This is a genomic window from Pseudoduganella namucuonensis, from assembly GCF_900116645.1.
GTDB classification, from domain to species: domain Bacteria; phylum Pseudomonadota; class Gammaproteobacteria; order Burkholderiales; family Burkholderiaceae_D; genus Rugamonas; species Rugamonas namucuonensis.
Genome location: NZ_FPBO01000059.1, coordinates 1 through 19,383 on the forward strand (window position 1 = coordinate 1; position 19,383 = coordinate 19,383).

The 19,383-nt window shown below is 63.9% G+C and carries 10 protein-coding genes and 1 pseudogene; 7 read left to right on the forward strand and 4 right to left on the reverse strand.

Translation table 11 applies throughout. The features are described 5' to 3' along the window. Both BM436_RS33935 and BM436_RS38810 read left to right on the forward strand, forming a co-directional pair. On the forward strand, nucleotides 1-353 hold a 353-nt coding region (locus BM436_RS33935), incomplete at its 5' end, for a cupin domain-containing protein (RefSeq protein WP_143133454.1). A 123-nt stretch (nucleotides 354-476) separates the two neighbouring features. Continuing rightward, nucleotides 477-632 (forward strand): annotated as a pseudogene (locus BM436_RS38810) (IS5/IS1182 family transposase); the annotation flags it as partial. An 822-nt stretch (nucleotides 633-1,454) separates the two neighbouring features. Here the strand turns inward: BM436_RS38810 and BM436_RS33940 are convergent. From BM436_RS33940 to BM436_RS33950, 3 genes are all read right to left on the reverse strand, one after another. Further along, entirely contained in the window at nucleotides 1,455-2,693 is a 1,239-nt protein-coding gene (locus tag BM436_RS33940; protein ID WP_093561203.1) for a class I SAM-dependent methyltransferase, read from the reverse strand. Nucleotides 2,694-2,888: 195 nt separating this feature from the next. After that, entirely contained in the window at nucleotides 2,889-4,358 is a 1,470-nt protein-coding gene (locus BM436_RS33945) for an FkbM family methyltransferase (RefSeq protein ID WP_177307773.1), read from the reverse strand. Nucleotides 4,359-4,889: 531 nt separating this feature from the next. Beyond that, the gene (locus tag BM436_RS33950; RefSeq protein ID WP_093561207.1) at nucleotides 4,890-6,884 is read right to left on the reverse strand and encodes a glycosyltransferase; all 1,995 of its coding nucleotides are present in this window, start codon (nucleotides 6,882-6,884) and stop codon (nucleotides 4,890-4,892) included. Between the two features lie 306 nt (nucleotides 6,885-7,190). On the opposite strand from BM436_RS33950, the gene BM436_RS33955 reads away from it, so the two are divergent. Genes BM436_RS33955 through BM436_RS33975 form a run of 5 tightly spaced genes read left to right on the forward strand, consistent with a single transcriptional unit; the run spans nucleotide 7,191 to nucleotide 17,733 of the window. Then, the gene (locus tag BM436_RS33955; protein WP_093561209.1) at nucleotides 7,191-9,614 is read left to right on the forward strand and encodes a coiled-coil domain-containing protein; all 2,424 of its coding nucleotides are present in this window, start codon (nucleotides 7,191-7,193) and stop codon (nucleotides 9,612-9,614) included. Nucleotides 9,615-9,643: 29 nt separating this feature from the next. Further along, nucleotides 9,644-11,866 carry a coiled-coil domain-containing protein gene (locus tag BM436_RS33960; RefSeq protein WP_093561211.1) on the forward strand — a complete coding sequence of 741 codons (2,223 nt, stop codon included), beginning with the start codon at nucleotides 9,644-9,646 and terminating at the stop codon, nucleotides 11,864-11,866. A 44-nt stretch (nucleotides 11,867-11,910) separates the two neighbouring features. Continuing rightward, a complete protein-coding gene (locus BM436_RS33965; RefSeq protein WP_177307775.1) occupies nucleotides 11,911-13,221 on the forward strand; it encodes an FkbM family methyltransferase in 1,311 nt (436 codons plus the stop codon). Between the two features lie 43 nt (nucleotides 13,222-13,264). Further along, nucleotides 13,265-15,043 carry a glycosyltransferase family 2 protein gene (locus BM436_RS33970; protein WP_143133456.1) on the forward strand — a complete coding sequence of 593 codons (1,779 nt, stop codon included), beginning with the start codon at nucleotides 13,265-13,267 and terminating at the stop codon, nucleotides 15,041-15,043. Continuing rightward, a complete protein-coding gene (locus BM436_RS33975; protein ID WP_093561217.1) occupies nucleotides 15,040-17,733 on the forward strand; it encodes a glycosyltransferase in 2,694 nt (897 codons plus the stop codon). Before BM436_RS33970 ends, BM436_RS33975 begins: the two co-directional genes overlap by 4 nt. A 46-nt stretch (nucleotides 17,734-17,779) precedes the next feature. On the opposite strand, the gene BM436_RS33980 is transcribed toward BM436_RS33975, so the two are convergent. After that, nucleotides 17,780-18,976 (reverse strand): sulfotransferase family 2 domain-containing protein, encoded by a 1,197-nt coding sequence (locus BM436_RS33980; RefSeq protein WP_177307777.1) that lies wholly within the window; start codon nucleotides 18,974-18,976, stop codon nucleotides 17,780-17,782. Nucleotides 18,977-19,383 lie beyond the last annotated feature (407 nt).

The window sequence follows — 19,383 nt, forward strand, 5'->3', positions numbered from 1 at the left end:
AGCACCTGCACCACACCAAGGTGTACCGTCCATGGGGCTGCTACGAGGGCATCGACGTCGGCGAGCGCTTCCAGGTCAAGCGCATCACCGTCAACCCGGGCGGCAAGCTGTCGCTGCAGATGCACCACCACCGCGCCGAGCACTGGATCGTGGTCAGCGGCACCGCGCGCGTGACCTGCGGCGAGAAGGTGACCTTGCTGACGGAGAACGAATCGACCTACATCCCCATCGGCATGACCCACCGCCTGGAGAACCCGGGCAAACTGCCGCTGCACCTGATCGAGGTCCAGTCCGGCGGCTACCTGGGCGAGGACGACATCGTCCGTTTCGAGGATATTTACCGGCGCGCCTGAACGCATCGCCGCCGCGCGAGTTCCACCTGATGCACAGAAAAACAATGGCCCTTGCGGGCCATCAACCGCAGGCAAACTCCAAAGCCCTCGTTACATTGATGAGGGCTTTTGGTTTAATGGAGGATGTACAAAACACCTGTCCCTTTCCCGCACGAACTGGAGATAGTCACTCCGGAACAGCTGGTTCCGAAATATCATCTGCTACGTTTGATCGACTGCCGCATCAGCGTTGGTTTTATCCATGAGCGTACGGCACACTTGTACTGCGCCCAAAACGGCCACCGGCACAGCCCCGGTCCGGCACAGAAGGAAACCAAAGTCAACCTAGTGGATCTAGATGCCGGCCATATGGTCTGCGATGGCAAGCCGATCGGCTTCTTTTACCTCGGACTACTGGACCGCGTGCGCGAGCGTTTCGATTTCTACATCGGACGAACTCGATTCCGGGTACTGCACGTCGCACATTTGCAAAGGCTTGGTCGAACGCGACATTTATGGTGAGATCGGCTACCACAGACCGAATCTCAAGGACGAATATTTCTACAGACGCGAATACGTCCACGACTCCCAGCGTGACGGCTATGTTCCCCGAACGGCCACTTCCTTGCCTGCAGCACCAGCAATCGCATCAGTTATCAGGAACACCCCTCCAAGGCGAGCCAATGCGCCGGTTGCCCATCCAAGATACAGTTGCTCGAGCCCAAAGCGGAATCAAGATTGTGACCCGACATTGTCTAGCGGCATTGAAAGGAAAGTGCAGATGCAAGGAGCCCCAAGAACATCGCCGCGCCGTTTCCATAGTTTGGCTAAGTAAACGCGCAAGCCTTACTGGCGGCCGCATATCAAAACAAGAAGAAGATGGCGCCTGCTGGAGCGGGCACAGCCTATTTCTTGCTCTCCGTGTTCGCGCTCAGGCACTTATTGAGCACCTCCAAGAATGACTCTTTCCGCGCGGCTCCACATCCGAGCTTTGGGCAGCGTTGCGCAGCCCCTCAACTCGTCCGCCTAATGAATAAAAACCCCGTCTTCGCGAAAGACGAGGTCCGTCAGCAGCCTGAACGACCCTTGCGGGCCATTGTTTAACCGACAGGCATTGCCGCCTTATACAATTTCAATTTCCGGGAACGGAAAAATGAATTTCCCACCAGCCGACAGGTATTCCTTTTCGCGACGCAGAATGCCATCCTTGAAATGCCAAGGCAGCACTAGGAAATAATCCGGTTTCATCGCACGGGCCTCGGCCTCGGAAATGATGGAGATATGGGTGCCCGGCGTCAGGCGTCCAAATTTCTCCGGATTGACTTCTGCAATCGCCGGCAAGTCTTCCTTGGTAAAGCCGCAGAATTGCAACAGCACGTTCCCTTTGGTCGAAGCGCCGTAACCCAACACGGTCTTTCCGTCCGCATTCAATGCGCGAATCAGACGAACCAGATCGTCGCGATGGCGGAATACCCGCTCCTCGAACTCGCGATACGGGCGCGGTGTGTTCAAGCCCATTTTATCTTCCTGCTCGAGCAGCCAAGCAACCACCGGCTGATTCGACGGTACCGAAGTGTTCGATTTACGGGCAGCAGTGACGGCGAAGCTGCCACCGTTGACAGAATTCATCACCACATCGACGATGCGCAAACCAGCCGCGTCCAAAATCTTCTTCACCACACCCAGCGAATAATATTCGAGGTGTTCGTGGCAAATCGTGTCGTAGGAATTGGTCCGCAGCATCGACGGCATATAACTTTGCTCGAAGTGCCATACGCCGTCATCGGCAAGGATGGATTCGACCTGCTGCGCGAATTTAATCGGCGACTCCAAGTCATAAAACATGGCGATCGAAGTAACGATGCGCGCGGGGCGCTGCTCAATGGCGCGATAGGCGTCGGCCGAGAAGAAGTCCGGAATCAGATCAACATCGGCGGGATAATACTGCTTGAATTTCACGCCGGTCGGATCAATGCCGATACGGCGGATGCCCCTGGTGCTATAGGCCTTCAGCGTGGTTGCGTCGTTACTGCCGATATCAACGACCACGTCGCCTTCACGCGGCACCACCAAGCGCTCCAGATAGGCGACCTTGTTGGTCAAATGGTCGACCATCGACTGGTTCAAACCAGACCGGTAACCGTAGTTTTCGCCATACATTTCTTCGGCGTCGTAAGAATGCCGGAGCTGCAACAGGCCACTGTCGGGACACCAAACGAGCTCCAGTGGTCCCACCGTCACCTCTTCCGTAGCACTGCGGGGGAATACACCAGTCAAGGCTTGTTGCCCCAAATCAAGAACGGACACCAAGTGATCACTGTCCGCCACGCGGCAACGCTCGATTTTCTTATATGAACCCATTAATTCACTCCAATACAAACACAATTATCAAATACAACGTCCATCGTCCAAAAAAATGCATGCCCGAAGGTATGCGGAGTGGCTAGTCTACCCCGATAGCTTACCGGAGATTGTGGCGGACCACCAGCATTCCGGCCCCTACATCCAAGAATGAGGCCGGCGCATCCACATATGCGCCGACTGCGGTCACGGCGCTCACCGATCCGCCGGCGGGCCACTGGCGGCCAATTGCTCTTTCAGCCGGTCGATCTCGTCCACCAGGCTGGCTTCGCGCTGCCGGTGTCGGCCATTCACCAACTCACTGTAGGGGCCACCGGTGCCGCTAAGCCTGAAATTATCAAACAGGTTCGGACCACTCAGAAACAGCGCCCCTAGATCGGCATGCAGCGGCGAGACATAATAACGGTTCAACCCATCGAAATATACATTTTTATAACCTCGGCCGGTCAACAGATATTCCCACTCAAGAAAATTTTCAATTTTGGAATGCGGCAGCGCGCTTTCGACCACCACGATCCAGGGCATCAAAGTCCCGCCCCAGCCAGCCAGAACCTCCCGTTCCATGCGCTCGACGTCGATCTTGAGCCAATGGACTTCGCGCCCCTGCGCTTGAGCGAATACATCGGCCAGCGTAATACAGGGCACATCGAGCTCGTTTATGCGTGCCCCCTGCTCCCGGCGGATAAGCGCATGGCGCTCGTTTCCAGTCGACTCGCTGGGAAAATCCTGGAACTCGAAAAACCTCATCGATCCCTTCGTAGCCGCGACCGCCACCTGCATCACCGTCTCATCGGGCCGGTCCTCCCTCAGCAATGCGGCAAAGGCGGGATTGGCTTCCACATGGATGCCCCGCCACCCCTTTTCATAAAACCCCCTGCTCACCGAATCGTGCACGGGATGGAAGGCGCCAACGTCGATATAGCAACCGTTGTCGACGCGCCGCAGCGCGCGCCACAGCATGACATCCTCGAAATTCTGTGCATAGGAGACGATCCCCTCAGAAAACAGTTCCGGCGGCGCGAACGGCTCGTCCGGTGGCGCAGGTACGGCGGCCACAGTTGCTGCCGAACGCGGATGCATGGCGGCGGCGCGCGCGATCCGATCTTGCTCAATCGCGGCCCGGCTACGGCCGGCGATTGATCTGTCCGCCCCCGCCTGGGCCGCTAGCGCGAAATGAGTGCACGCTTTGCGTTCGTTCTGCAGCAACAACTCGCCCCGGCCCAAAGTGTGGTGAACGCCTGCGATTAAAACCTGCGCCAGCTGCGCCCCGCTACATCCCCAATCGCAGGCCAGTCGGACAAACTGCGCCGCCACCTGTGGCGAGTTCATTTGCTGATGCGCCGTCGCGATCAGCAAGGCCAGCATGGCGCGCTCAGGATGATGCTGCAGCGACGCCTGTTCCATGGCGACCAAACCTATCCAGTCGCCCTCCCGCCACAGCAATTGAGCCTTGCTCAGCAGGCCAGCGTCGTAAGGCGCGGCGGGCGGCTCGCTCTGCGCGACGGAGGCGGCCGACGCGCCCGCCACGCCACCGACCAAACCATGCACAAAGCGCCGCAGCAATCCATACTGGGATGGTTTCCTCTCCATATTTGTATCCGCCTTGATCAAAGTCTCGCTGGAACGATGCGTATTGAATCTGGCTCGCACGGCACGCTTTGCCATCCTCCGCTCCGCCCGCGTCGCTGATTGTATGGACCCGCGACAACGCAGGGCGACGGACGGAAAGTACGGGGTCGGATACGGCGGGCGCCGTCGTGGAGCTGAACCCGCAATCAAGATGGACTCGATCGCTCGAGCGCAGTGGAGTATCGGGAAGTTTATCAAGTTCACATCATGACACATTGATTAACCAATTTCCAGGAAATCCCCCAGCTCGCGCGCAGCAGAGCCAGGACCGGTTCGACAGCCCGTTTCCCTGTCAACCATCCCGTCGCAACCACGGCGACGGGTGCCATCGGCCTCGTACGCCGAAGAGATCCCCGTGAAATTGCCGATCCGGCCGGCCCGGGCCAGTTTGTGGCCGGCGACTCCACCCAGATGAACGTCGCAGACCAGGCCGCCGGACCGCCTGAACTATATGGGCCTTGGTTAAGGCCAACTTATTGGGAAATAACTGCGGCGCCGGACTTGCTCGGTTTCGCCCAGGAGCCGGCACCTTACTGGCCGCCGCGCAGGACTGCCGCGGCGGCACCGTCACTCCGGCCCGGCCGGCGTAATCGTCATCAAGCGGGCCCGCATCAGTTGACCGATACGCTGCGGCGAAAAGCTGACCGCCGCAGCCGCCCGCACGCGCGCGGCGCGGGCCGGGTCGGGGATTGCTTTGCGCGCCAGCCGGAGTTGTTCGGCCGCATGGTCAAGGTCGGGCTCCGCCCACCAAGCCGCGTCCCCGCCCGCCACGAAGGGATATTCGCCCGGCCCTACCTCGGTACGGCGCCAGCGCACCGGGAATCCGGTCGTCGCCAGCAGAAAGTCGCGACTACCGGAAAAGTCGGTCGCCACCACTGGCTTGCCCATCAACAGCGCCTCGGCCAACGTACGGCCAAAGCCTTCGGCGCGATGCAGTGAGACATAGACATCGCAGGCCTGCACTAGGCGCAGCACATCCACCCGGGGCAGCGTGCCCATGACGATACGGATGCGGGAGTCACCGGCGACACGCCGCACCAGCGCCTGCCACAACGCATCGCCCAGATCGACGTTCATCGCCTTCAACACAAGCACCACGCCCGCGTCGTCCGGTCCGAATGCAAGCCTGAACGCGTCAACCACAGCTTGTGGATTCTTGCGTGCCAGCGACGAGCGGTAGTCGAAGATGAATAGGAAGACCGCGCAATCGGGCGGCACATCCAGTTCATCGAACGCGCCGGCTCCGGCCAGGTCGACCACTGCCGGCAACGGCATCCAGGACACCGCCGGCGCACCACGCGCTGCCGCCTGCATGGCGTCGCGAGTGAAGCGACTGGACGACCAAATCTCGTCGACTAGGCGTAAGGTCGGCGCCAGTTGTGCCGGCCACACCGTCAACTCCCATGGCCACCACCCCACGTTGACGCGGCCAGCAAACAGGGCTGGGCCGAATTCGAGCAGCGCGCGGGCAGTATCGATGGCGGTCAAGCAAAACACGTTGACCGCAAAAGGAGCGCGTTCGCTGACACCACCCTGCTCGCCCACCTTGCCGACTAGGGTGCGGTCGCCCTGACTGTGGCCGGCACCAGGATCGAGATTGAGCACTGCGAACGGGATGCCGGCCAACTCGCAAGCCCGCACCGCCATCCTGACGTCCTCGCCCACGCCCATGTCGCCGAAGGCGAAGCCGATCAGGTTCACCCCAAACGCCCGCAACGGCGCGGCACCTTGTACGCGGGCGGTCGGCGCGCAGGGCGGAGGCGCCAGCCACGCCAACCCAGCCTCGACAGCGGGCGCGGCCCGGGCCCACCGCCTCAATTCGTCCCCCCCCTGCCGCGTCGCCAAGTCAAAGGCTTGCTGCAGGTCACGGCGGGCACACCAGGCCAACCAGGCCCAGCGCGGCACAGCGACAGGCGCGCCGTTGGCGCCTGCCGACGGTGCCCACAGCCAGTCCCGCCAGCGCGGACCGACGAGAGGCGCCAATTGCAGGGCTCCGACGCCCTCCAGCAGGAACCAGGTCCGGTACGCTGGCCACGCCGCAGCTTGGCGCAAGTCATAGCGCGCGCGCAGTGCGGCGTCGCTACGCCAGACAAAGTACATCAGCCAGGTTGGAACCATCTCGGCCTCGTCGGCCACGCCATGCGTGTGCGCCAGCAGGCAGTCGGCCGGCGCATCGAGCGCGGCGCGGGTGTCGGCATCGACCGCATCCAGCAGTCCATGCTCGCGCAAACCATGCGCGAACAGCCAGGCCATAGCCTGATCGACGGACTCAGCATCGCCGTCAGCCAACATTGCGCGGATATCAGGCCGGTGTTCGACCAAGCTATGCAGCAAGTAGTTCATACCGAAGCGGCTACCGCCCGGCGCATCGGACAGGGGGGCGAACAGCGCGGGACTTGGATCACAGGGGTGGTCGCGCCAAGCGGGGTAGGATTGCCTGCCCGTCAGCAGCCACCAAGCGCGAAATGCGGCATCCGGTCCCGCGACGGTGCTGCCGCGCAGATCGGGCCGAAGCAACCAAGCTAGCTGGCCGGCGAAATCCTCAGTAAAGGTGCTTCTCATCTTCAGGCTCTCAAAAAGGATCGCCCCGCGAGGGGTCCATCAGTCTACTGGGGGGAGTTCGATCTGACAAGCGGCCAAAATGGTTCTGGCCAGTGGTAGCGCCCATACGCTATCATGGTCAGCGTCGGCCGCGCGGTTGCGGCGCGCACCCGGCTTTGTCTGCCATTAACTTTGCGTTATCATGGTTAGTATTTTAATAGCAGCATTTGGACTTCCAGTGAATTCACCACACATGCCACGCTTTGCGATGGACCGTACTTCGCCGCCCCCTCTGGTTCCCCTCCCCCTGCTCAAGGCACGCGTTCCATGCTGACGTCCGAAACGCAATCGCCGGGGCGCGGCCTGTGCGTGTGCGTCGCGGGCGCGCCGCACGTGGACCTTGACGCGATCGAGCAAGTCTTGCGCACGGCTGGGCTGGCCGCGCCTAAGCGCGCCGCCGGTGCCGGCGGCCTGGATCTGCAACGCTGGCACAGCCAAGTGTTATCGCAGCGAGCCTTGCAGGCCTCGCCGCACGGCAGCGAGGGCGGGCCGGGTGTGCCGTGGGAACGCTTGGCCACCGACATTTGGCTGGCCAACCTCGGCTCGCCAGCATGGGTCTGGTCGCACAGCGACGCCACGTGGCTGCTCGATTTCTGGGCCGACTTCGACCACGAGATGCACTTCGTGCTGCCGTGCGTGTCGGCCGCCGATTTCCTGGCCCGCGCGCTGCAAGCCCCCGAAGCAGGCGCCGACGCCGGCGAATTGCTGACGACTTGGCGGCACTATCACGAAACTCTGTTACGTTTCCATCACCGCCATCGCGCGCGCAGCGTGCTGTTCCTGGATAGTGACTGGCGTGGCAACGCCGATGGTCTGATCGACGAGCTCGGCCGCCGCTGGCAACTGTCGCTGCGGCGGCCCGGCCCGGTTGCGGCCAGCCACGGCTCGCCGCTAGCCGCCTACCTGGCGCACACCGCCGTGGCCCGCTATGGCGAGATCGCCGAATTGGAAGACGAGATTGCGGCGACTGCGCTGCAGTTGGGTGCGCCACGGTCAGGACCGGCGGCGCGGCAGCCTGACCTGCTCGCCTCGGCGCTAGCGCATTTCCAGGAGGAGCAACGATCGCTGGCGCGTGAGCGCGCCGAGGATGCGGCGCGCCTGCGCGCGGCCGAGGCCAGCTGCCAGCAGGCGCAGCAGCGCGCGGCGGCGGCGGAGCGTGAGACGCAACTGCGCATCAGCCGCAGCACAGCGCTAGAACGCCAGTTGGCCCAGGTCCAAGCGCAATTGTCCACGCGCGACCGCGAACTGGGCGCCTTATCTGAACAGCTGGCAGCGAGCGCGGCGGCGGCTGACGAGGCACGGCAACTGGCCACCGCGCTGAGCGAGCGGCGCGAACAGGACTTCGCACAATGCCATGCCGGGGTGGTTGACCTGCTCGACAGCCTAAAGGCCAGTCTGAACGAGAGCGAAACTCACTTCCGGCGCGGTCAAGCCCTGACCGCAGCTCTGGCCCGAGCAGAAACTGAACTGGCCGAGCTGGCCACGCGCGCACCCTCGAACGAACTTCGCGCCAGCCTGGCCCAGTCACAAGCGCGAGTGGAGATCCTGGACCAGGTCTGCCGCGCCGCCGAAGACAGAGTGGCCGCCCTGCAAGCCGCCAGCGCGGAGCACCATGGCTATCTGCTGCAGGAGATTGAGGACTTGCAGGCTGAGAGCGCCACGCATTTCCGTCAACTGCTGGCGGCCCAAGCGGGCGTGCACGCGGCGCAGCAGCGCTGGGAACGTGCCAGCGGGCAATTCCCAGCGCTTTACGACGCGGCCCATGTCACTGCCGAACACTTGGGGGGGGGGCGGATCCGCTGGCGTTTCGTGGATGCCCAGTTCGGCGCGCAACACTACCCTGAATTGAACGTCGTCACGAGCATGGAGGACGGTATGCTCGGCCTTCAGTTCCGGCAGGGCGACGGCTTGCGTCTATGGCCTGTCGCGTCCGGGCGCGAACAGGTATTAATCCTGCCGGTCTTCGGCGGCACGGACCAAGCCGAAAGGCTGATGACTCTGCTCTGCCTCGGTACCAGCGACTGGCAACTGCTGCGGCGCCTGGCGACGCTCTTCAGTTCTCTCCGCGCGTCTGCCGGCCCCGAGGCGCTCGCCGTCGCGGCCGACCAATTGCCGGCGCTCGAGCGCGCGGCTGGCCGCCTGCGCGCATTTGTCGAGCAGTTCCCGGCGGTGATACGCGTCGACGGCATCCGTCTCGAAGCCACACAGCAGCAGCACGAGTATGAGGCGTTGACGCTGGTACTCGAGCAATTCATGTACGGCACGACCGTCTATCCCCGCTTTCCGATCCGCCTCGCCTGCGCCGCCATCGACAGCCAGGGCTTCGGCAGCCATCCACGGCTTGAGTTCCCGCCCCTGGCCGACGGACATCCACTGGCGAGCTGGTTCGCCGAGTCGGTCGATGCCCACGGCCCCAAGTTCGAGTTGCGCTTCGCCCTGCCGGATGCAGTCGACCTTGGCGTCTGGTCGCGCCTGTGCCAGACGGATCAGGCGCTGATGCTGGCGCTGGCCGCCGCTTTGCCAGATTGGCTGCGCCGGCTCGAGGCCGACGGCGCCCGCGCCACCCGTCCGTGGGCGGCCTGGCACCCGGTGGTGGCGATGATCGCCGCGATCGCCACCACGGCACTAGGCGTGACGGCTGAACAACAACCCACCAAGAATCTCCCCTTGCTTGTGACGTCGGAGCTGTGATGCTACCTCATGAATTACCTGAATTGCCCATGACTCCAGAGTTGTCACTGTCCTCGTTGTACCAGCTTATGCCGCCCAGCCTGTTGGTTCATGTCGGGGCCGGCCATGGCCGCGGCCCCAAGCACGTTTGGCACGAATGGCCCATCGAGCGCGTACTGCTGATCGACCCGGACGCCGAGCGCCTGGCCTGGGCCCACGCGGCGGCGGCGCACAAGCCGGGCTGGCAGGTGCGTGCCGCAGCGGTGTCGGATCACCATACCGCCCAACCGTTCTATCGCGCCAACAATCCCGGCGAGGATGGACTGGCGGCGCCAGAGCTGCTGGTCCCGTTCTGGCCCGGCTTGTTCGCACGCGAGATTGACAACTTGGTGACGGAACGGCTCGACCGGCTTGTCGCCAGCGCCTGGGACGCGCGCTTCGCAGGTCCCATGTGGCTGCTCATTGATTGTTTGCCAAGCCTGCCGATCCTGGAGGGGGCGGGCGCGCTGCTCGACCAGTGCACCTTCGTCCAAGCCCGCTGCGTACTCGAACCGGCCTCCGACACACCACCGGCTTGGCGACGCGACAACCTTGCCAGCGCGCTGGCCGCCCGGGGATTCCGCCAGATCGGCGTCAGCGCGGGCAACCAGCCCGCCGTTGGCGACGCTTGGTTCGTGCGTGACTGGTCGCGCAGCCTGCAAGCCGATGACGAGCTCCGTGCCCAAATCGCCCAGCAACAGCATCAACTGGCGCTGCAAGCCAATGAATACGCCGCCGCCGATCAGGCGCGGCAGGCGACGGCAGGCGAACTGGCCGACCTGGCGGCCTCGCTGGCGTCGGCTCGGCAGGCGCAGGACAGCGCAGAGCTGCTTGCACGCACAGTGGAACAAGGCCTGAACGACCTGTACGACGCACTGGCGACGATGCCTAAACCGCCGCCCGGAGCACTATCCGGCGCACACGTCTGGCCGCCAGCAAGCGGCGAGCCGGCCGGCCTAGAGCCGACCCTGCGCGCCTGCCAGGGCAGCCTGACTCGCGTGATGGCAGAATGCGCGCGCTTGGAGCAATTGCGGTCGGCCGGCGCGCGCGCGCTGAGCGACGCGGCACAGCAAGCGGCCGCACGCGAACAACAGCTCGGTGAGCAGGCGGCCATGCTGCAGCAACGCGACCAGGAATTGCTGTCCGCCGCCGCCGCGCATCAAGCCAAGGATAAACAGATCGCTGCCCTTGAGGAAGAGCTGCGACGCAACTTGGCCGAGGCAGCCGAGCAACACCGGGAAAAAGGCGAGCAGATCACCGCGCTGACCGCCATGCGGGGCGAGCTCGACGCGCAACTGGACGCGCTGCGGCTGGAGTTGTCCAGGGCCGGCGAACAACACCGGGAGAAGGACGAGCAGATCATCACGCTAGCCGCCCTGCGGGGCGAGCTTGGCGCGCAGTTGGACGCGCTTCGGCTAGCGCTGGCCAGAGCCGGCGAGCAGCATCAGGAGAAGGACGAGCAGATCACTGAGCTGACCACCCTGAGGAACGAGCTCCACGCGCAACTGGACGCGCTGCGGATGGAGCTGGCCAGGGCCGGCGAACAGCACTTGGAGAAGGACGAGCAGATCAACGCGCTGGCCACCCTGCGGAACGAGCTCGACGCACAACTGGACGCGCTGCGGGTGGAATTGGCCAAGGCTGGCGAACAGCACGTGGAGAAGGACGAGCAGATCAACGCGCTAGCCCCCCTGCGGGGCGAGCTCGACGCACAACTGGCCGCGCTGCGGGTGGAATTGGCCAAGGCCGGCGAACAGCACGTGGAGAAGGACGAGCAGATCAACGCGCTGACCACCCTGCGGGGCGAGCTCGACGTACAACTGGAAGCGCTGCGGGTGGAATTGGCCAAGGCCGGCGAACAGCACGTGGAGAAGGACGAGCAGATCAATGCGCTGGCCACCCTGCGGGGCGAGCTCGGCGCACAACTGGCCGCGCTGCGGGTGGAATTGGCCAAGGCCGGCGAACAGCACGTGGAGAAGGACGAGCAGATCGCCGTGCTGACCGCAGCGATGGACGAGCTGACGTCCGCTCGGACCGCGAAGACGGATGAGCTTGCCATGCAGGTCGGGCGATTGCGCTCCGAGCTACTGGAGCGTGGCGAACTGCTGGCCTTGCGGGAGGCGGAGTTGCAGGAAAGTCAGCGCGTGGTCCAACAATTGGCGGAGGAGGTAGCCAAGGCAGAGGCCCAGATCGAGCTGATCAAGGACGTTTTCCTGCGCCCGGCCGTGCTATGAGCCGCGGCCTTCCTGCACCGTTGCTCGGTATTGCGCGAATCCCCTTGCTGTCCAAGTTGATCGACTGGCTGGCCGGGCGCCCGCGCCCATCCGCACCCAATGCGCCCCAGAACGAGGCGCCCGCGCCCACGCCGCCGTGCGCGCCGTTCGACCCCGAACTACTCAACGCTGCACGCCTGCAATGGCAGTTGGGCGACTGGGAGGAACTGACGCGGCTCGGGCTGGAGCAGCTGGCCGAGCACCCCGAACGGGCGCGCTTGGCATTGCTCGTAGGCATGGCTCATGTGCAATTGCATGACCAAATGAATGGTCGCCTTTGGCTGCGCCGCGCTCAGGATTGGGGCGCGGCTCCGGTACTGGTCGCGCAATTACTGATCGGCGGCGTGTACAACACGCTCGGCCGCGCAGCGCTGCTGCAGCGGCGCCCGCGCCAGGCGCTCAGCCACTTCAAGGCTGCGATCACTGGCGTCGAAGGCGACGCGCCTGCGGCTTCACAATTGCGCTGCGCCCGGGAATTCGCCCGGCTGGGCCTGCCCGATGCCTACGCCGCCGCCGCGCTACCGCTGGAGCGGGGCGCGCCGCACGAATTGGCGACGGCGAACGCGCCGCTAGAATTGGCGGCGGCGAGCCCGCCACCACCTTGCGCCGGCATTGTGTCCTACGCGCAAAACCTAGAGGACGTCATGCTGTGGCGCGCCTTGGGCCACATCGAGGAGGGCCAATACGTCGATGTCGGCGCGGGCCATCCGCGCGCCGATTCCGTCAGCCGCGGCTTCTATGAGCGCGGCTGGCGCGGCTTGCATGTCGAGCCGGCTCCGGCGCAGACAGCCGCGCTGCGCACCGACCGCCCGGATGAGCCGGTGCTAGCCGCGATGGTAGCCACCGCCGCCGCATCCGCGCCATTCTTTGTTGTGCTGGAGGCTAACGGAAAATCGACGGCGCAGCGCGCCATGGCCGAGGACTACCAGGCGACGGGCTACACCGTAAGCGAAACCGCCGTCCCCGCGCTGGACCTGGCCGGCGTATTGCAGCAATGCCGGCCAGGCCCCATCCATTGGATGCGGCTCGCCGTCGAGGGAGCTGAATCGGAGGCCCTGGCCGGCTGGGGTGACTGCCCTCGGCGCCCATGGGTGGTGCTGGTGAACACGCAGGGCGGCGTCACCGGCACCTCCGCGTGGGAGGCAGAGTTGGCGGCACGCGGCTACCGCGAAGTGTACTCCAACGGCATCGACCGCTTCTACCTGGCCCGCAGCCACTGGCATTTGCGCACCGCGTTCAGCCATGGCCCCAACGCACGGGACAACTTTGCATTGAGCGGGCAGGGCGGCCGGTTCGCCAGCCATGCCTCAAGGTAGGCGCTGCGGCTACTCCCCGACATACATTCACACAAAGCGATTCATGGACACGACCACCTTGCCAAGCCCTTATTCCTCGCTCGACGAACTGCAGTCGGCGCACGCTGCCCGGCTGCAACGGGCGGCGGAACGGGCGAGAGAGATCCTCGCCGCGCACCAACCCGCCCCTGTATGGGCGGCCCCGCCACCTCCAGCGTCCCAGCCAGCCCCGACCGTGCCGGCCTTCGAGGCCATCGAGCTCGACGATGGCTGCTCGATCGACGAACCGGCCTGGCTCGAGTTCCTTGCCGGCGTCCTGCACCGACACTTGATGACGCCGCTGATGCTGCACGGCACCCCGCCACCGGACGCGACGCTATGGGTGGTTATCGATGGCAACTCGGCGGCGGTGGAGCAGCCATGGGACCGGACACTGAGCTCTCTCGACCACTTAATCGAGGCCTCGGAATACCCGGTGCGCCCGGTCCTGCTGGCGCCGCCTGGCGCCGCACCTCCCCCCTCCTCCGTGGCCCAACTGGCGCAGCGGGGCTGGCCTCAAATAGCGCGACTGGAGGAGCTAACTGGCACCATGACCGGGACCGACCTTGCGCTGTTCCTGCGCCCAGGTGATGAGGTGCGCGCAGAGCTGCACATGGCCCTCAAGTTTTTCGCCGCATTCACCGCGCCGCTGACCGTCATCGATATGTATTTGCGAGATGACGGACGGATCATGCCGGTGTTGCTACACGCCGCCGACCCGGTGCACGGCATGGCCGTCGATTATTGCATGGGACGCTACGCACTGCGCGGCGATACCCTCGCCGAACTGCTGTCCGGCCCCGACGTCGATGTCCACGGCCTGATAGGCGCCGCTTGGCGCCACCCGTCCGTCGCAGCAGCGGGGCGCCATATCTCCATCCCGCTGCTGTGTATCAACGAAACCGGCGCCAGTGTCCAGCGTGCCAAACTGGCGCTGGCGCGCGGCACCGCCGCCACGCCGACTGCGCCTACGGCAGAGGCGGTGAGCGTGGTGATCTGCACCAAGAACGCCACGCACCTACTGCGCCAGCTCATGCCCCGCCTGCTGGACAACCCGCAGGTGGCAGAGGTAATCATCGTGGCCAACGGTCCAGACAATCCGCTGGCCATTCTCTACCTCGACGAATTGAGCCGGGATACGCGCGTGCGCATCGTCTGCTATGACCAGCCGTTCAACTTTTCGGCCCAATGCAACCTGGGCGCGCGGCTGGCGAACTGCGACCACCTGCTATTCCTGAACGACGACATGGCCCCGGTGACGGAGGACTGGCTGGCGCGTATGCTGGACACCCTGCACGGTGCCGGGGCAGGCCGCTGCATCGTCGGCCCGCTGCTGCTCTATCCCGATCAGCGCGTCCAGCACGCCGGCATGTTCATGGGATTCAACAACGTGGCGGGCCACACGCAACGTTTCGCCGGCATGATGGGGCCGGAGCCGAACTTCATGCTGTTCGCGCCGCGTCAGGTTGCCTGCCTGACCGGTGCCGCACTGCTGATGAGTAAGGCCACCTTCGTCGCGCTGAACGGATTCGATCCGCTGCTGGCGACCTATCTTCAGGATGTGGACCTATCGCTGCGGGCCCTGCACAGTGGCGTGCGGCTCGTGTGCGAAACCCGCGCCATCCTGTTCCATATGGAATCAGTATCGGTCAAGCCCGGCTTGGCGCGGCCGCACATCGGCCGCCTGCGCGGCAATGAGCACGCCTACTTCGCCGCCCGCTGGGGCGCCAGCGTCTACGAAGACCGCTGGACCAACAGTCTGATCGACCGAAACCATGAATCCTTCCGTAGGTTAAAAGTATGAAATCGCCCCTCCTCAGCGCCGCGCCGCACGTCGCCTCCACTCCTTTGCACGTGCTCTTCTTCTGCGACCATACCCTGAACTCTGGCACCCGCTCCGGCATTCAGCGCGTGGTATTCGAGCTGGCCATCGAACTTGGACACCATGTCGAGTTAAGTTTCGTGAAATGGGACAAGTTCGACGGCCAACTGCGCTTTCTGGACGCGCGCGACTTGGAAGCGCTGTTTGGCGCTGGCCATGGCTACCTGCCCCATCCAGCCTGCCACCGCGCCAGCTACCGCTTCGGCGACGTGCTGGAGGCGCCCGAGCGCACCTGGCTGCTATTTCCCGAACTCCCCTATCTTCTCCCGCTCGGCAACGAGGTTTACGCGCGCATTCTGTCACAGACGCGCGCCTATGGCGTGCGCAGCGCCACCGTATACTATGACGCAATCCCGGTGCGTGAGGCGGCATATGCGAACGGGCGGCCAATCCACGCGGAATACCTCAATGAGCTAGTGCGCAGCGACCTAATCCTGGCCATTTCCGAGTTCGCCGCAGCCGACCTGCTCGACTATTACGTCAACGGGGCGGGCCTGCCCCCGCCCACCGTCGAGCTGATCGGGCGCAAGACCATCGCTGTCCCGCTCGGCGAGCTCCGCCGCGGCGAGACGTCGAATGGCAGTCCCGGCGTCGAGCACGCACTGCCGTCGATGATCATGGTAGGCACCGTGGAGCCCCGCAAGCAGCAAACGCGCCTGCTGCGCGTCTTGAACGCGGCGCGCGCCGAGCACCCCATCCTCGCCCAACTGCAGGTTGACGTTTTCGGCTCCCTGCATCCGGACGCGAGCGACGAGATGTGGGCCGAGGTGGCGCGCAACCCCAACATCCGTTACCACCAGTACGTCCCCGACAGCGTGATCGAGGCGGCGTACGAACAGGCCTGGTTCAGCGCGTTCCCATCCTATCACGAAGGTTATGGCCTTCCCATCGTGGAAAGCATGCGGCGCGGCGTGCCCTGCCTGACGGCCAATTTCGGCGCGATGGAAGAGATCGCGCGCGGCGGCGGCTGCCTCGCCGTCGATGTCCTCGATGACGCCGCGCTGCTACAGGGACTGCTGACTCTATGCTTGGATGGCGCCTTGCGCACCCGCCTGCGCAAGCAGATCAAGCGACGCCAGCCCTACTCTTGGATCGACTACGCCGCCAGCTTGGTGCACCATATGCGCGCCCACACGGCGGTGACACAGGACAGCCTCGACACCATGCGCGTGACGCTGACGGCGTGGCTAAGCGGGTCCAAGTCCAGTCGGATATATGCCCAGCCCGACTTCAGTTGGCATTGCCTGCGCGGCAACGCCGCGACACTGGCGCCAGTGTCGCCCCTGATCGCGGAGGCGCGCCGGGCCGGCCAGGCCGGCATCGTGGTCGCGTTGACCGAGGCTGTAATGCCGGACGACATCACGGACCAGACCCTCGCACTGGCGGCCCAGGCCGACCTGCTGCTGGTCGCCAGCGCCCAATGCCGGGACAACCTGGTGCGGGCGGCGCAAGACCGCAGCCTGGACGACGCGCTGCCGGCGCATGTCGTCGCCCTGCGGGACGCGGCGTCGGCCTGCGACATCCTGATCGGACTGAGCGCACGCCGACAGGCGGCCCACGCCGTGGCGCGCACCGAGTCCGCCTACATGCAAGCGGCCATGCACACCCCTTATGCGCAACGCAGCGTGCCCGACTTGGCCATTGTAATCTCGACGTTCAACCGCGGTCCGTTCGTCGAGTTGAATGTGCGCTGGTTGTTGGAAATGATCGATCGCGAGCAATTGCCTGTGCGCTGCGTAGTGGTGGACAATACCTCGACCGATGACACCTTCGAGCGACTGCTGCCGTTTCATCATCATCCGCAGTTCAGCTATTTCTGCAATTCAGCGAACACCGGCATGCTGGGCAATCTACGCGAATGTTCCTCCAAGGTGCTGGCTAAGTACATCTGGCTCACTGGCGATGATGATTTCATCACGCCGGGCGCCATCGGGCGCACACTCGAGGCCATCGCGCTGCATCGGGGGATTCCGATGTTGATACACAATTTCGGGGTCTACCACCGCTTCAGTCTGTCGCCGCAGGACAGTCCCCAGCAGTTCCACAACGAGATCATCCGGCTGGCCCCTCAGGCGTCGGCGTCGGGTGTGGTGCCGGTCCGGACGGCAGCGGCGGAACATGACAATTTGTTTACCGCGATCTATCCGCTTGTGTTCCGCGCTGACCTGCTGGCCACTTGCTTCAACTATCCGTTCGACGGCTTGCCGTTTGGCGACTTGGTCGAGTGCGTGCCAACCACCAAGTACATCCTGGAAGCGCTCGCGCAGTCGGATGCCTACTGGTTCAAAGAGGAGGGGATCGTCGGCAATGCCCACAACAGCTGGAGCCGGCACCGCCCTCGCTGGCATCTAAAACTGATGCCGGCGATCTTGGATCTGGCCCGCCAGTCTGGTGTCGACAGCAAGAAACTTTGGGCCTGGACCGGCATCCACCATTCGTTGTTCCAGGAGGCGGCGGAACTGGCAATGGCGGCGAACACGGCCGCGCACCTCGATGCGCCGGCCGACTTCGACCACGCGGGATTCTTTTTCCGCAAGGCTGTGGAACAACCGGCGGCGCTAGCGATCAATGCCGGCGTGGCGGTCCGGCTCTGGACAGTGCAGTCCGCCTAGCCCTTCCGTGCCATAGGGGGCTTGGAAAGCCGCCTATGGCCCATTCTCAATTCACCCAGACTTCTACGCGGCCCAGCTTGAAATGGCTGCTACGATGCTCAAACCAGAAATGCCGTTCCTGGACACAGGTGATCTGCAATTCGTAGCGGCCTGCGGCCGGCGGCGCCTTGACATCGACGTCCAGATCTAGGCAGGTACCCGGATAGGATACGCCGTTCTTGCCGATCGCCGTGCGGTCGCCATCCATCACCGCTACGGTACCGTCCGGCAGCACCCAATGGTAGGACAGGTTCACGGGAAAGAAGATGTAGCCTCCCCAGACCTGGTCGCTCTGGTTGTCCAGTGTCACCTGCACCGAGAAGCGCTGCATCGGACGCACGGTCTGCGGCGCACCGCGGAAGCGCACCTCGCCGCGCAAATCGGTAAGCACCTCGGAGCGCAGGAAACGGGTCGTCATGTCCTTCGCCAGCGCCGTGCAGGTGTATGGCAGATACGCGGCGGGGGCCGATGGCGCTGCGGCGAAACAGCGCGCCAGGCGGTTCAGCCAGTTCACCTTAGGCGCGGCACGGCGGGGAATGGCGCGCGCCGCCTCGTACAGCGCGATGTCGTCCCGGTTGAGGTCGCGCAGGCGGGCGATGATGTCGGGATGGGTCTGATCAACCGTGACGCGCGTCGATGTCTTGTTTACAACCTTGATCTGACGTGGCGCCGGCAAGCCGACTAGCGTCGCCACGTCGGCGAGGAAGTCGTCCATCCTCTCCTGAAAACCCACCACATCGTAGCGTTTCAAGTGCCGTATCGCCGCAGCAAACGCCGCCTCGCCTTCCAATACGATCGGGCTCGCGATGGAGGCGAAGTGGCGAACATAATGCCCCGAAATCGCATGCAGAAATGCACCATTGCTGCTGTGCCCGTTCGATGCCAGGAATTGGCGGGCGCCGTCGATCAACGGACCAGCGTACGGATCCTCTTTCACATCATTGACAAGGTAGTATATCCATGACAGGCAACGGTCGACCGGCTCGCGCAACAAGGTCACGTACTGCCAGCGTGGGTCGAGGTCGTCGTTGTCCATGAATTCAAGGTGCGCCGAAACCACCGGGTACAAGCCGCCAAACTTGGACAGGATATCGATGTGCGGCCCCGCCAAGGCCGAGATTGGAGTCACGCTGCCAGCGCCAAGATTGTCGACAAACCAGTTGGTGATGGCGGTACCGGCCGTCTTGGGCAGATGGTCGAACACGATGCGGCCTGCGAAATGCCTACTGAGGGAATCCAAGGAAACTACCTTTCAAAAAGCGGAAGCGTGTGGCTTAACTCGCCATTATAGGGCATGACGCCAGGGTGCAAAAGTCACCATTCCACGCGGGAAGCATCGATATTGCGGGCGCGGGGCGTGCTTTCGCCTAAACCGGAAGCGGCCTACTCCCGCAGCCGTACTTCCCAAGCCCGCTCCGTCGTGTCGTTTCCCCATGCGTCAGCTCCTGTCGTCGATGGAGCCGCCATGGTGGATTCGCCTATAGGTGAAAGACGAGTTGAAATTCCCGCTTTCGGTATTTCCAACGCTATGTGTACCGATCCCGATGGGCCCGGAGTCGCGCTGCCGCTGGGAGAAATTCAGCGCTCGGTAGGAACTATCGAGTGCACCCA

Bases quoted from the DNA above. Each gene is read 5' to 3' on its own strand.
- BM436_RS33970 (WP_143133456.1), top strand. From the start codon at position 13,265: ATGGACACGACCACCTTGCCAAGCCCTTATTCCTCGCTCGACGAACTG.
- BM436_RS33955 (WP_093561209.1), top strand. From the start codon at position 7,191: ATGCTGACGTCCGAAACGCAATCGCCGGGGCGCGGCCTGTGCGTGTGC.
- BM436_RS33940 (WP_093561203.1), bottom strand. From the start codon at position 2,693: ATGGGTTCATATAAGAAAATCGAGCGTTGCCGCGTGGCGGACAGTGAT.
- BM436_RS33975 (WP_093561217.1), top strand. From the start codon at position 15,040: ATGAAATCGCCCCTCCTCAGCGCCGCGCCGCACGTCGCCTCCACTCCT.
- BM436_RS33960 (WP_093561211.1), top strand. From the start codon at position 9,644: ATGACTCCAGAGTTGTCACTGTCCTCGTTGTACCAGCTTATGCCGCCC.
- BM436_RS33945 (WP_177307773.1), bottom strand. From the start codon at position 4,358: ATGGCAAAGCGTGCCGTGCGAGCCAGATTCAATACGCATCGTTCCAGC.
- BM436_RS33950 (WP_093561207.1), bottom strand. From the start codon at position 6,884: ATGAGAAGCACCTTTACTGAGGATTTCGCCGGCCAGCTAGCTTGGTTG.